Source organism: Phyllobacterium sp. 22229 (genome assembly GCF_052056495.1).
Lineage (GTDB): Bacteria > Pseudomonadota > Alphaproteobacteria > Rhizobiales > Rhizobiaceae > Phyllobacterium > Phyllobacterium myrsinacearum.
Window position 1 is genome coordinate 24,863 of sequence record NZ_JBQEPA010000006.1, and the last position, 12,737, is coordinate 37,599.

Consider the following 12,737-nt stretch of genomic DNA (forward strand, 5'->3'; position numbering starts at 1 on the left):
TTTTTTCGCGATTTTGCCAATAATTATATGGTTTTGCCTGTAAACGTGATCGAATTCACCTCAAAGTGACTTCCTCTTGATAAAACGCATCCCTATCAATTGTCTGGCAATCACTCTCACACAAGATCAAAGAAAAATTCGGGAAGAAAGCTCGTACCCTTGACCCTGCGCACTCTGTTCAAAGCCATTCTGATCGCCTGCCCGCTTCTGGCAGCGGCGGTGGTCGCTTGGCCGGTCTATGCCGGGAGCATCGGCACGAAACCGGATGGCGTGGTCGAGCTCTATACCTCGCAGGGCTGTGGCTCCTGCCCGCCGGCGGATGCCGTCCTCAAGCAGCTGGTTTCGGAAGGAAAAGTCGTCGCGCTGGCCTTCCATGTTGATTACTGGGATTATCGCGGCTGGGTCGACAATCTTGCCCTGCCCGAAAACACCGCGCGGCAGAACGCCTACCGCAAAGCACTCGGGCTGACCGGTGTCTACACCCCCCAGGCAATCCTCAATGGCCGCGAGCACGTGAATGGTCAGGACGGCGGCAAAATCCGGCGGCGAATCGATGAGATGCGCAATGCTGATTCTGGCCTGACAATTCCCGTATCGATCGAAAAAACCTCGCCGGATCGTCTGCTCATCAATATTGGCGATGGGCCTGCCGCAAAAAATCCTGTGCGTGTTCTTCTCGCCTATTTCAACAAGGAAACCATTGTTTCCATACCCGATGGCGAAAACGGCGGACGCAATGTCAGCTATGCCAACAGCGTCCGTGCAATGGAAACCGTCGGCATGTGGGACGGCAAATCACAGAAGATCGAAATTCCGCTGACCGAGATCGCCAGCAAGAAGGCATCCGGCTGCGCCGTCCTGTTGCAGGAAATGCTGGGTGAAGGCAAACCGGGGCCGATCATTGGCGCCTCGATCATGACAAAGCCCTGATTTTAAAGAGCATTTCTGCAGACAAGAAAAAAGGCTGGTAAACCAGCCTGAAGTCTTGGGGCTTATTGTTGCCGGAGACTGAATGGTTCGACCAGAACAACCCGTTTGGGCGGGGGGCTTGGGGTATCGGGCCGCTCAAGGCCGAACCGTCTCAGACAACGGGCTGAAGGTGGGTCTGAAATCCGGCGGCAATGCGAGTGCAACATGGCGAAACTGTGGCCCGGCATCACCAATGGAAACAGCGCGTATTCCTTTGTGAAAAGCACAGAAGCAGCGAGATTTTTGCGTTCAATTGCGCGTGCCCTGACACTTACAGGCTTGTAAATACGGGCGGAACAGGTCACCCTTCTGTCATCCAGTTGTCATACGGCAAATCTAAAGGCGGATTGATTGATGGACAGCAATGCAGGTGGCGACGAATCGCAACAGCAGGCGAAACTCATTTCACTCTCCAGCGCACGTGATCTCCCCGTTACATTCAACCGGCGGGAACTTGATCAAATCCTCAGAATATACGGCTTCATGGTTTCATCGGGCGAATGGCGCGATTATGCCATTGACCATCTGAATGACCGGGCGGTGTTTTCGGTGTTTCGCCGGACCAGTGAAGTACCGATGTTCCGGATCGAGAAAAATCCGCGGCTGGCCCGCAAGCAAGGCGCCTATAGCGTGATTGCCGCAAGCGGCCTTATCCTCAAGCGCGGCACCGAACTCGACAGAGTGCTCAAGATCTTCGATAAATCCCTGCGGGTCGTGCGGAGCTAAGACGCTTATCCTTTCAGAGGTGCTGGCCCCGGCAGGGTAGCGGTCCCGCCATTCATATCAAGCTGCATGAGAACCGTATCCAGCCAGCGGCCGTGCTTGAAACCCGATCCCTCGATGGTTCCGCAATGCCTGAAGCCACAACGCGCATGCAGGCGGACCGACGCCGACGCATCGTGACCATCACCGATGACAGCGATGAACTGGCGAAATCCGAGCGCTGTGCAATCGCTGATCAAGCGTTGAAGCAGGGCCTTACCCATGCCTTTGCCCTTGGCTTGCGGCGCAATGTAAATCGAATCCTCGACGCTCCACCAATAGGCCGGGCGGGTGCGGAAATAACTGGCATAGGCATAGCCGCTCACGATGCCGTCCATTTCTGCAACGCTATAGGGGAAGCCGTCGCTGGTGATCGCATGGAACCGCTTGGTCATCTCCGCCAGATCGGGCGGTTCGATCTCGTAGGTCGCCGTCCCATGCAGAACAGCATCGCGATAGATTGCGGTAATGGCGGGCAGATCAGCGGGCTGCGCCGGGCGGATATGGATGCTTGTCATGGCCGCCATCGATCGCAAAAATACCGGATGATTGCAATGCCGCCACAAAAAAGGGCAGCGTTACCGCTGCCCTTTTCCATGCGTTCTTATTGTCCAGGATCAGTTGCGGTTGCCGAGGAACTGCAACAGGAACATGAACATGTTGATGAAGTCGAGATAGAGACGCAGCGCGCCCATGATCGCCTTGCGGCCATAGGTGTCCGAGCTGTCGCCTTCGTAGTACATTTCCTTGATGCTCTGGGTGTCATAGGCCGTCAGGCCTGCAAAGACCAGAACGCCGATCGCAGAGATTGCAAACTGCAAAGCACTGGACTGCAGAAAGATGTTGACCAAGCCGGCAAGAAGAATGCCGATCAGACCCATGAACAGGAACGAACCCATTCCGGAGAGATCGCGCTTGGTCGTGTAGCCGTAGAGCGACAGCGCACCGAAAGATGCGGCGGTGATGAAGAACGTCTGCACGATGCTTCCCGACGTATAGACAAGGAAGATCGACGACAGCGAAAGACCTACAAGCGCCGCATAGACCCAGAAAGTTGTCTGAGCAGCTGAAACGCTCATCTTCTCGATGCGGAAGCTCAAAAAGAACACTGCAGCGAGTGGGGCGAGCATGACAATCCACTTCAACGGCGACGTGTAAAAGACCACGCCGAAGCTCGTCAGCATTTTGCCATTTGGCAGCGTCACTACGGAAAGGGCGGGGTCTTGAGTGGTTGCGAGATAAACGATTGCAAGCGCGGCAAGACCGGTCACTGCGAGACCGATCCCCATCAGATTGTAGACCTTCAGCATGTAGCTGCGTAGACCTTGATCGATCCCCGCGTCCACACGCACTCCGGCCGATGTACGGGCCTGGATGTTGCGATAGTCAGCCATGGTTTTCCTCATTGCTTCGTCCCGTCGGGTGTCGGGGGTTATTCCCAGGCGCCGCTGGCGGGACCCCAGCATGCCTTGCGTGAATTATGGGGATTCAACAGGGCGATAACAAGACCTGTTTTACTCAAGATCGTGTGTTTGGCGGCCAAATGCGGGCAAAATGCCCGCATATTACGCTTTTTTAACGATTTCAGAGGTTTCGCAGGATCGGAGCTGCCTTTTGGCCAAGGATTCTCCAGGTTCCCGCAAGGCCAAATCCGACTGTCAGAACAAGCGCAAGGACCAGCGTGGAAACGGCCACTTCCGGCTGGAACGATGCAGGCAGCTTCATCACCCGCACAATCACGTACCAGGCCGCCAATCCGCCCGCCAGGAGCGCGAAAGTCGCTGTCGCCAGCCCCAGGATGACATATTCGTAGCTGAAGGCCTTGATCAGGGTGCGCCGCGTGGCGCCAAGGGTTTTCAGGACCACCGCGTCGTGCACGCGGGCGCGATTGCCGGCCGCAAGTGCGCCGCCGAGCACAAGGATGGAGGCGATCAAAGCCACCGACGCCGCGGCGCGGATCGCAACGGCCAGCTGCCCGACCAGTTCATTGGCAATGCTGATGGCGTCTTTCACCCGCACGGAGGTAACAGCGGGAAAGGCACGCGTCACCTCACGCATGACCGTGGCTTCTTCCTGCGTTGTCGCGGAGGGATCGGTGAGCGTGGCAAGCCAGGCATGCGGGGCACCGGCAAAAGCATTGGGCGAGAACACCATGACGAAATTGATCGCAAGCGATTCCCACTCCACTTGCCGGAAGTTGGCAATGCGCGTTGTGATATTGCGGCCGAGTGCATTGACGGTGACCGTATCACCAAGCTTGAGGCCAAGGTTACGCGCTTCTTCAGCCGAGAAGGACACCAGCGGCTCGCCGGTGTAACCCTCCGGCCACCAGTTACCTGCCGTCAGCACCGAGTTTTCCGGTATCTTCTTCGCGTAGGTAATGCCGCGATCCCCGCGCAAGACCCATGCTCCTTCCGGCGGTATGGTCAGCTTGCCGACATCCGTGCCGTTGAAGGCGACGATGCGGCCGCGCAGCATTGGCGCGCTGACAATCTTGCCCTGCGGCGCGGCCTTCTGCAGAAGGCTGGTGAATTGATCGACCTGCGTGCTCTGGATATCGACAAAGAAAAAGTTCGGCGCCCGTTCCGGCAAGTTGCCGGCGAGCTGCTGGCGCAAGCTGCCATCAATCAGCGCCAGCGTCACCAGGAGTGTCAGTCCCAATCCGAGGGACAGGACGACCGACGGCGTCAACGCGCCGGGCCGGTGAATATTGCCGATGGCAAGGCGAAGCGCCGTGGAGCGCACCCGCGGCGCGCGGCGCGCCAGCCACTGCACGAGGCTGGAGACAGCGCGCAGCACAAGGAACGAGAAGGCGACCGCACCAATGAACGTGATGGCGATACGCCGGTCATAGGCGAACACCACCGCCAGGATGCAAAGCGTGGCGACAAGAAGGGCGGCCACCGCGATATAGACGGGTTTTGGCCAGCCGCGCTGATCGAAACCCTGTTCGCGGAACAAGGCCGTGGCTGGAATATCGCGTGCCCGGCCCAGGGGCAGGATGGCAAAAGCCAATGTGGTCAACAGGCCGAACAGCGCGGCCCACGCCAGCGCGCCCGGATAGAAGCCGCCCTTGGCCGCAATGGGCAGCACGCTCTGCAGGGCATAGCCTGCAACATAGGGAATGATTGCAGCCAGGATCAGGCCAGCCGCTATACCGAGCAGCGCGATCAGAATGATCTGGATAAGATAGACGGCAATGACAAACCAGCCCGGTGCACCCAGCGACTTGAACGTGGCAATGACACCGCGTTTTGCGTCGAGATAGGCCCGCACCGCATTGGCAACACCGACACCGCCGACGATGAGGGCCGTCAACCCGACCAATGTCAGGAACTGCGAGAACCGCTCGACATTGGCACTCAGCGACGGCGCAGCGTTGGAGCGGCTGCGAATGGTCCAGCCCGCCTGCGGGAATTTCTCCTGCGCTTCATTGCGAATGGTTGCGATATCCGCTTCGCTGGCACCCGCCCGCAGGGCAATCTTGTAGCTGTGCTCCACCAGGCTGCCCGGCTGAACCAGGCCAGCGGCGCGCAACCCTTCGAGCGAGATAAGAAAACGCGGTGCAAATCCAAAACCGTCCGACAATACATCCGGCTCGTTGCTGATCACCGCCCGCAATTCGAATGTGGCTGAGCCAAGCAAGACCCGGTCACCGAGCTTCAGATTGAGCCGGTCGAGAAAAATCTGGGCGATGGCAGCGCCGAATGCACCCTCTCTTTCAGCGAAGAGTCCGCTCCGGTCCAGCTTCGGCTCGGTGTCCAGCGATCCGTAAAGCGGATAGGCATTGTCGACGGCTTTTACCTCGACCAGAGACTGATCGGAGCCATCGGCCAGACGGGCCATGGAACGCATGTTGGCAGCGACCGCCACACGGCCCTTGCTCTCAACAAAGGCACGTTCTTCCGCATTCACCTCACGCTGATTGAGCTGAAAGCGGATATCTCCGCCAAGTATGCCCTGCCCTTGCGTGGAAATGCCCGATGTGACCGAATTGGCGACCGAATTGACGCCGCCGATCGCGGCTACGCCCAAGGCGATGCAGGCAAGGAAAATATAGAACCCCGACAGGCCATTGCGCATTTCACGCAAAGCAAAACGCAGGGCGAGCTTGAGGGACGGCGACGCAGCGGAACCGTTGGCACTCATGCGGTTTTCTTCAGTTGCGGGGCATCTTCATCTGCCTCGATCAATCCTGAACGGACCCGGATTTCGCGATCGCAGCGGGCCGAAAGTGCCGGATCATGGGTAACCAGCACCAGGGTGAGACCGAGATCCTTCTGCTTCTGGAAGAGCAGATCGGCGATCTGACGGCCGGTCGTCGTATCCAGATTGCCGGTTGGCTCATCGGCGATCAGGATTTTCGGTGACGGAGCAAGAGCACGGGCGATGGCCACGCGCTGCTGTTCGCCGCCGGACAGTTCACCGGGATAGTGGGTTATCCGGTCCGCAAGGCCGACCGCAGCCAATTCGCGCTTGGCGATGGCAAAGGCGTCGGGATGACCGGCAAGCTCCAGCGGAACAGCGACATTTTCCAGTGCGGTCATGTTGGGAATGAGGTGGAAGGACTGGAAAACGATCCCGATGTTCTTGCCGCGAAAGGCTGCCGTTGCGTCCTCGCTCATCGTTTCCAGTTTTTGCCCGGCAATCTCGACCGAGCCGGAATCGATCCGCTCAAGTCCGGCCAGTACCATCAGCAAGGTCGACTTTCCCGAGCCCGAAGGCCCGACGATGCCCACCGATTGCCCGCCGACGATGGCAAGGGATATGCCTTTGAGCACATGAACCGAGGAAGCACCCGTCCCGAGAGTCAACTCAATGTGATCGAGTGTGATGACAGATTTAGTCACGAATGCAGATCCTTTACGCTATGGTCGACACAGACTTAAGTCGCATCCGGTCAGATATGGGTACCCGAAGATGATATTCAAACCATTGATAAAGATCGTTGTGTCGCTCGGCCTTGTTGCCCTGCCCTCTCTGACCTTGGCCAATCAAAATCCCGTGTCCGGCCATGCCCTCTCCGTGGTCGGGTTCGGCGACAGCCTGATGTCCGGTTTCGAGCTTCCCGTGCAGGATTCCTTTACCGCACAGCTGGAAAAATCCTTGAAAGACAAGGGCGTCGACATTTCGATCGCCAATGCCGGAGTTGCTGGCGATACCACCACCGGCGGCCTTGCCCGCCTTGACTGGTCTGTCCCGGATGGCACCGATCTGGTCATCCTTGAGCTGGGCGCCAATGACGCATTGCGCGGCATCTCGCCGGAGATCAGCGAAAAGAACCTGGCCGAAATGATCGAGAAGCTGCAGAAGCGCAAAATTCAGGTGATACTCGCCGGAATGCTTGCCCCGCCGAACATGGGCGGCGACTACGAAGAAAAATTCAACGCGATCTTCCCTGATCTCGCCAAGAAATACGATGTTCCGCTTTATCCGTTCTTCATGGAGGGTATCGCGACAAAAGCCTCGCTGCTGCAGGCGGATGGCATGCATCCGACTACCCAAGGCGTCGCTGTCATGGTGAAGGGCTTCCTTCCCATCATGCAGAAGACCATCAAACAGCCGACGGTTACCTCGGACACATCCGACACCGAGCAGTAAGGCTTTCGCTGTAGAGCCTTGGGCAAGACCGGCCCAGGGCCTATTTGATCACTCCGGTGCCCTTAACCTCAAGGGCAAGCTATCCACATTGTTGTCATCTTCACACCACATCTTGCGTGTCTTATTTGTCGCGGCGCAAAAGAATGTGAAATTGTGCCTTGCTCTTGGACTCATTCAATGATTCCCTGAGGTTACAACTCGATTCGGGGAGGATGCCTTATGCCGCGTCTCTTTACTGCCCTCGAGATCCCGAGGGACGCCGCTCTCTCACTGTCGCTCCTGCGCGGCGGTTTGCCAGGCGCCCGATGGATCGATGTTGAAAACTATCACATCACGCTGCGCTTCATCGGTGATGTCGAAGGCCACGTGGCCGATGAGGTCGCCAACGCACTCGACCGGATACGCCGGCCGGAATTCACGCTCCAGCTTTCAGGCGTCAATGCATTCGGGTCCAAGAAACCGCACAGCGTATTTGCGGCCGTGTCGCCCTCTCCGGATATCCAGGCGCTGCATGCGGAAATCGAGCGCATCTGCCAGCGGCTGATGCTGCCGGCCGATCCGCGGAAATTCACACCGCATGTCACGCTGGCGCGCCTGCGCAATGCCCGCAACGAAGAAGTGGCGCACTATCTCGCCTCGCGCGGCAACTTTTCCACCATGCCCTTCACCATCGGACGCTTTGTTCTGATGTCATCGCGCGATTCCGTCGGCGGCGGCCCCTACATCGTCGAGGAGGCCTGGCCGCTGGAATCGGCGCGGACCTATCAGAAGCGCTTCGAGAGGCCTCTGGAGGCTTTGAGAACCATCCGGTAGACCCGTTCGAAATCGGCCTCCTCGCCGTAATAGGGATCGGGTATCTGGCTGGCTTCACCCAGTGCAATGTCGCTGAAGAGCCCGGTTCCGGCAGTCGCGTTGGCCGGGCGCCGGGCCAGGATAGCGGCAACATTGGCGCGGTCCATGCCAAGGATCATGTCAAAACTGACGAAATCCTCCGCCTTGAGCTGCCGGCAACGCTGGCCGGAAATGTCGATTCCATGCTGTCTCGCGACGAGAATCGAGCGGTCGTCCGGCGCTTCCCCGGTGTGGTAGCTATTGGTTCCGGCGGAATCGATATGGACGCCCTGGTCTTTTCCTTCCGCCGCAAGAACCGACCGGAACACACCTTCCGCCAGCGGCGACCGGCAGATATTGCCCAGACAGACAAAGAGGACAGAGCGAAGTGGATGGGTTTTCATGGGCCGTTGCTCCAGAGCCTTTCCTGCTTAAAAAGAGCCAGTACTGTTTAAGCAGGAAAGGCTCTAGTGTCGGACGCAACGCAATGACCGTATATGAGGAAACATACCATGGTGCGCAACCGGTTAAATCCGAACGAACTCGACCAGACACTGCAGGAGCTGGCCGGCTGGTCCAGGACAAGTGACCGTGACGCGATCAACAAATCCTTCAAATTCAAGGATTTCAACGCGGCGTTCGGCTTTATGACTCGCGTGGCCCTCATCGCCGAAAAGATGGACCATCATCCCGAATGGTTCAACGTCTACAATCGCGTTGATGTTACCCTTGCCACCCACGACGCTGGCGGCGTCACCGGCCTTGATATCACGATGGCCCGGGCGATGGACCGTTTCGCCGCTCTTTGACGATAATATCGGTAGAACTCTTGCAGCAACGGGCATGTCTTCCCATGTTCATCCCTGAACAGACCTGAAGGAAGAGGAATGGACGACGTCAAGATTGGTGAAATTCTGCGGCCGGGCAGCACGTATGAACAGCGCGCCCGCGAAGAAACCGTGCGTGCCCGGTTCTGGAAAACCGCGCGCAAGGCCGCCAAGTCCATCCCTTTCCTCGACGAGGTGATTGCCGGGTATTACTGCGCCCTTGATCCGGCAACACCCACATGGGTCCGCGGTACGCTCCTTGCCGCGCTGGCCTATTTTGTCATGCCGTTTGACATCATTCCCGATTTTATTGTCGGTCTTGGCTTCACCGACGATGCTGCGGTGCTCATGGCAGCACTGAATGCCATTCGCAACCATGTGACACCAGCGCATCGTGAGGCGGCAAAGAAAGCAATCGCGGATCTGGACAAGGATAACTAGGATATCGGGCGGCAAGTCTGGAGAATCCGGAGCCGTTGCCAGCCGTTTTTGCATCACATCCGCGTGATGGGATGAATTGTCAAAGTGTCGCCGCTTTTATTCCGCTGGAGTGCCACCGTGGGATTTTGCACGGACAACGTGATCTTCCCGCTGACAAAATCGCTTTTTTGACCCCGTCTTCACCGTTTGGTAACCCAGATTAAGTCAAATTAAGAGAAAGCGAACTGGACAGTGGGGCCTGGCGGCTCTTGCCGGTTCGTCAGTTATGAAATGAACGATAGAACTGGTAGGTAACATGTTTGGAAAATCAATCGCAGCGACCTCTATGCTCATGCTTGGGCTGACAGGGACGGCTCTTGCCCAGACCCCGAGTCAAATCAGCCAGTTTAACGCATGGGGCGCCTATAGCTACCAGCAGGGCAAGGGCAAGGTTTGCTATGTCCTGTCGGTGCCAGTCGATAAGCAGCCCGCGAAGATTGATCACGGCGACAACTTCTTCATGGTCAGCCAGAAACCCGGCCAGAACGTCAGCTTCGAACCGCAATTCAAGGCCGGATATGACCTCCAGGTCAATTCAAAGGTAACGGTCACCATCGATTCACGCAGCTTCTCCATGTTCACCAACGGCAGCCATGGGTGGATGGAAAACGCAGCGGAAGAGCCGCAACTTGTGGCAGCACTGCGTACCGGCCATACCATGTCCATCAATGCGGTGTCCAAGCGCGGAACCAAGACCAGCTACACCTATTCGCTCAAAGGTGTGTCTGCGGCGCTCAAAGCCATCGCCACCTGCAAGTAACTCCAGCAAACCTTGCTTTTTGCAAAGGCCGGACAGCATGTGTCCGGCCTTTTTGCTTGTGGAGGTGACGGCACGGCCAGAACATGGTATGAGCCGCGCTTCACTAGAGAACGTTAGAAAACCCAATGTCCGTTTTGCCTGAGACTCAGTCCTTCGCCCGGGAGAAATCCCGTGATGCCATGCTTGCCGCCATGAATGGCAAGCCGACACTGATCGGCCTGTCCCGCGCCGAGATGGGTGAGGCTTTGACCGAAATCGGCGTGGCCGAGCGTCAGGTAAAGATGCGCGTTGCGCAGCTCTGGCACTGGCTCTACGTTCGCGGTGTGTCGGATTTTGCCGATATGCTCAACATTTCCCGCGATATGCGCGAGCTCCTCGACCGGCATTTCACCATTGCCCGGCCGGAAATCGTCGAGGAACAGATTTCTACTGACGGCACGCGCAAATGGCTCTTCCGCTTTCCGCCGCGCGGTGCCGGACGGCCGGTAGAGATTGAAACCGTTTACATTCCCGAGGAAGGTCGCGGCACGCTGTGCATTTCCAGCCAGGTCGGTTGCACGCTCACATGCTCCTTCTGCCATACAGGCACGCAGAAACTGGTCCGCAACCTGACGGCGGAGGAAATTCTCTCGCAGCTGTTGATTGCCCGCGACCGGCTCGGCGATTTCCCGGACCGGAACACACCGGACGGTGCCATCGTTCCGGCGGAAGGCCGCAAGGTCTCCAATATTGTCATGATGGGCATGGGTGAGCCGCTCTACAATTTCGAGAACGTCAAGAAGGCACTCCTGATTGCATCCGACGGTGATGGCCTGTCGCTGTCGAAGCGCCGCATCACCCTGTCGACGTCGGGCGTCGTGCCTGAGATTTACCGCACCGGTGAGGAAATCGGCGTCATGCTCGCCATTTCACTGCATGCGGTGAACGACGACCTGCGCGATATGCTGGTGCCGATCAACAAGAAGTATCCGCTCAAGGAACTACTGGACGCTTGCCGGGCCTATCCAAGCCTGTCGAATTCCAAGCGCATCACTTTTGAATATGTGATGCTCAGGGGGGTGAACGACTCGCTGGCTGATGCCAAGGAACTGGTGCGCATGCTGAAAGGCATCCCCGCCAAGATCAATCTCATTCCTTTCAACCCATGGCCTGGTGTCAATTACCAGTGCTCGGAATGGGAGCAGATCGAGAAATTCGCTGATTACGTCAACAATGCAGGTTATGCTTCACCCATCCGCACCCCCCGCGGCAGGGACATTCTGGCCGCATGCGGTCAGCTGAAGTCGGAATCGGAACGCATGAAGAAGACAGAGCGTTTGGCATTTGAGGCTGCCATGATCGCCGGGCACGGTGAAGATTGAGCCAGATCGCCTTCTATATCTTCCGCTTTGCCCTGATCGTTTTCGGTTTCGTTTGCGCAACCTTTGCCGCATCGCTGTTTCTCAATCTTCTTTGGCTTGGCAGCACGGAAGTCATCGGCAGCGAAGGTCCATTCCTGTATTCCACGGTTCCGATCTTTGCCACGATGATTGGCTACAGCGTCTTCATTCCTGCCTGTATCCTCATCTTGTTTGCTGAGCTGACCGCATGGCGGGATTTGCTGTTCTATGCCCTTGGCGGCGCAGCGACCGCCGTTGTCATCATCGTCTGGAAGTGGCGGCCGCAGACCGAAGATATCGACACATTCGCGGCCATCCTCGCCACCGGCGTTGTCGGAGGCTTTGTCTACTGGCTTGTCTCGGGGCGAAGCGCCGGGCTGGTGATGCCCCCGCGCCCCGGCAGCCCCGCCGCATAGAGGCGTCTACTTCGCCTGGGCCATCAGGATTTTTGCTGCAAAGGCTGAAAACACCCCGGCAAACAGCCAATCGGTCACCCGCGTAACCGTCGGATTCTTCTTCAGGAGACCGGCAAACCGGTCAGCCGCCAGAATCATCGGCGTCACCACCGGCAGCGACAGCGGAATGAACAGCAGGCCAAGAAAGAAAAGCTTGCCCGGCGCATGCGGGTCGCTTGCCGACACGAACTGCGGCAGAAACGTCATGAAAAACAGGATGATCTTCGGGTTGAGCAGGTTGATGCCGATCCCGGTCAGCCAGTTCTGAAACAATGTGTGTGCGGCGCCGCTTTTCTTCTCCGGAGAAAAGGCTGATCCCTTGCGGATAGCCTGAAAGGCAAGCCACACGAGATATCCTGCACCGACGATTTTCAGCACGAGGAATGCGGACGGCGATGCGATAATCAGCGCGGAAAGCCCGAGTGCAACCATCGTCGTATGCACCACAATCCCGCAATTGGCCCCGGACAGACAGGCGAACCCGGCCGCCTTTCCCTCGGACAGGGCCCGCCCCACGAAAAGTGTCATATCGGGACCCGGGGTGATCGAGAGAACAAAGGTCGCAATCGCAAATTGCAGGATAATCGGCCATTCGGGAATGAAGGTCATGGGAAGCTCCGACGAAAAACTGGCGGAAGCTAACGCGGAACCACCCTTTTGGCCACACGATTCT

Annotated in this window: 15 protein-coding genes; 9 read left to right on the plus strand and 6 right to left on the minus strand. The window is 57.7% G+C overall.

Translation table 11 applies throughout. The features are described from left to right. The first annotated feature begins 159 nt into the window (after window positions 1–159). Together ACTJJ7_RS08790 and ACTJJ7_RS08795 are read left to right on the plus strand one after the other, a co-directional pair. Window positions 160–930: a DUF1223 domain-containing protein gene (locus ACTJJ7_RS08790; RefSeq protein WP_440966604.1), complete on the plus strand. Its 771-nt coding sequence runs from the start codon at window positions 160–162 to the stop codon at window positions 928–930. 393 nt (window positions 931–1,323) lie between these two features. Beyond that, complete coding sequence (locus tag ACTJJ7_RS08795; RefSeq protein WP_105734184.1) at window positions 1,324–1,695, plus strand: DUF2794 domain-containing protein; 372 nt, start codon at window positions 1,324–1,326, stop codon at window positions 1,693–1,695. A 5-nt stretch (window positions 1,696–1,700) separates the two neighbouring features. On the opposite strand, the gene ACTJJ7_RS08800 is transcribed toward ACTJJ7_RS08795, so the two are convergent. The 4 genes from ACTJJ7_RS08800 to ACTJJ7_RS08815 all read right to left on the minus strand — a co-directional run bounded on the left by ACTJJ7_RS08800 (window position 1,701) and on the right by ACTJJ7_RS08815 (window position 6,581). Then, window positions 1,701–2,249: a GNAT family N-acetyltransferase gene (locus ACTJJ7_RS08800; protein ID WP_130271288.1), complete on the minus strand. Its 549-nt coding sequence runs from the start codon at window positions 2,247–2,249 to the stop codon at window positions 1,701–1,703. A 99-nt stretch (window positions 2,250–2,348) separates the two neighbouring features. Then, window positions 2,349–3,125 carry a Bax inhibitor-1/YccA family protein gene (locus ACTJJ7_RS08805; protein WP_440966606.1) on the minus strand — a complete coding sequence of 259 codons (777 nt, stop codon included), beginning with the start codon at window positions 3,123–3,125 and terminating at the stop codon, window positions 2,349–2,351. A 190-nt stretch (window positions 3,126–3,315) separates the two neighbouring features. After that, complete coding sequence (locus tag ACTJJ7_RS08810; RefSeq protein ID WP_440966608.1) at window positions 3,316–5,880, minus strand: ABC transporter permease; 2,565 nt, start codon at window positions 5,878–5,880, stop codon at window positions 3,316–3,318. Next, complete coding sequence (locus ACTJJ7_RS08815; RefSeq protein ID WP_440966610.1) at window positions 5,877–6,581, minus strand: ABC transporter ATP-binding protein; 705 nt, start codon at window positions 6,579–6,581, stop codon at window positions 5,877–5,879. The genes ACTJJ7_RS08810 and ACTJJ7_RS08815 overlap by 4 nt, the downstream gene beginning before the upstream one ends. Before the next feature lie 70 nt (window positions 6,582–6,651). Here ACTJJ7_RS08815 and ACTJJ7_RS08820 point away from each other — a divergent pair, with 70 nt between their 5' ends. Then, entirely contained in the window at window positions 6,652–7,332 is a 681-nt protein-coding gene (locus ACTJJ7_RS08820; protein ID WP_105734180.1) for an arylesterase, read from the plus strand. Between the two features lie 219 nt (window positions 7,333–7,551). After that, on the plus strand, window positions 7,552–8,145 hold the full coding sequence (thpR, locus tag ACTJJ7_RS08825; protein ID WP_105734179.1) for an RNA 2',3'-cyclic phosphodiesterase: 594 nt from the start codon (window positions 7,552–7,554) through the stop codon (window positions 8,143–8,145). Here thpR and ACTJJ7_RS08830 read toward each other — a convergent pair. After that, window positions 8,097–8,567, minus strand: coding sequence for a low molecular weight protein-tyrosine-phosphatase (locus ACTJJ7_RS08830; RefSeq protein ID WP_440966612.1), 471 nt, complete (start codon window positions 8,565–8,567; stop codon window positions 8,097–8,099). The genes thpR and ACTJJ7_RS08830 overlap by 49 nt on opposite strands. 108 nt (window positions 8,568–8,675) lie before the next feature. Between ACTJJ7_RS08830 and ACTJJ7_RS08835 the strand changes: the two genes are divergently transcribed. The 5 genes from ACTJJ7_RS08835 to ACTJJ7_RS08855 all read left to right on the plus strand — a co-directional run bounded on the left by ACTJJ7_RS08835 (window position 8,676) and on the right by ACTJJ7_RS08855 (window position 12,025). After that, window positions 8,676–8,972, plus strand: coding sequence for a 4a-hydroxytetrahydrobiopterin dehydratase (locus tag ACTJJ7_RS08835; protein ID WP_440966614.1), 297 nt, complete (start codon window positions 8,676–8,678; stop codon window positions 8,970–8,972). 78 nt (window positions 8,973–9,050) lie between these two features. Further along, window positions 9,051–9,431: a YkvA family protein gene (locus ACTJJ7_RS08840; RefSeq protein WP_105734176.1), complete on the plus strand. Its 381-nt coding sequence runs from the start codon at window positions 9,051–9,053 to the stop codon at window positions 9,429–9,431. 295 nt (window positions 9,432–9,726) lie between these two features. Next, entirely contained in the window at window positions 9,727–10,230 is a 504-nt protein-coding gene (locus tag ACTJJ7_RS08845; RefSeq protein WP_440966616.1) for an invasion associated locus B family protein, read from the plus strand. A gap of 179 nt (window positions 10,231–10,409) precedes the next feature. Continuing rightward, on the plus strand, window positions 10,410–11,591 hold the full coding sequence (rlmN, locus tag ACTJJ7_RS08850) for a 23S rRNA (adenine(2503)-C(2))-methyltransferase RlmN (RefSeq protein WP_245421107.1): 1,182 nt from the start codon (window positions 10,410–10,412) through the stop codon (window positions 11,589–11,591). Continuing rightward, on the plus strand, window positions 11,588–12,025 hold the full coding sequence (locus tag ACTJJ7_RS08855) for a hypothetical protein (protein WP_440966618.1): 438 nt from the start codon (window positions 11,588–11,590) through the stop codon (window positions 12,023–12,025). Before rlmN ends, ACTJJ7_RS08855 begins: the two co-directional genes overlap by 4 nt. A gap of 6 nt (window positions 12,026–12,031) precedes the next feature. On the opposite strand, the gene ACTJJ7_RS08860 is transcribed toward ACTJJ7_RS08855, so the two are convergent. Continuing rightward, the gene (locus ACTJJ7_RS08860; protein WP_105734172.1) at window positions 12,032–12,673 is read right to left on the minus strand and encodes a LysE family translocator; all 642 of its coding nucleotides are present in this window, start codon (window positions 12,671–12,673) and stop codon (window positions 12,032–12,034) included. Window positions 12,674–12,737: the final 64 nt, after the last annotated feature.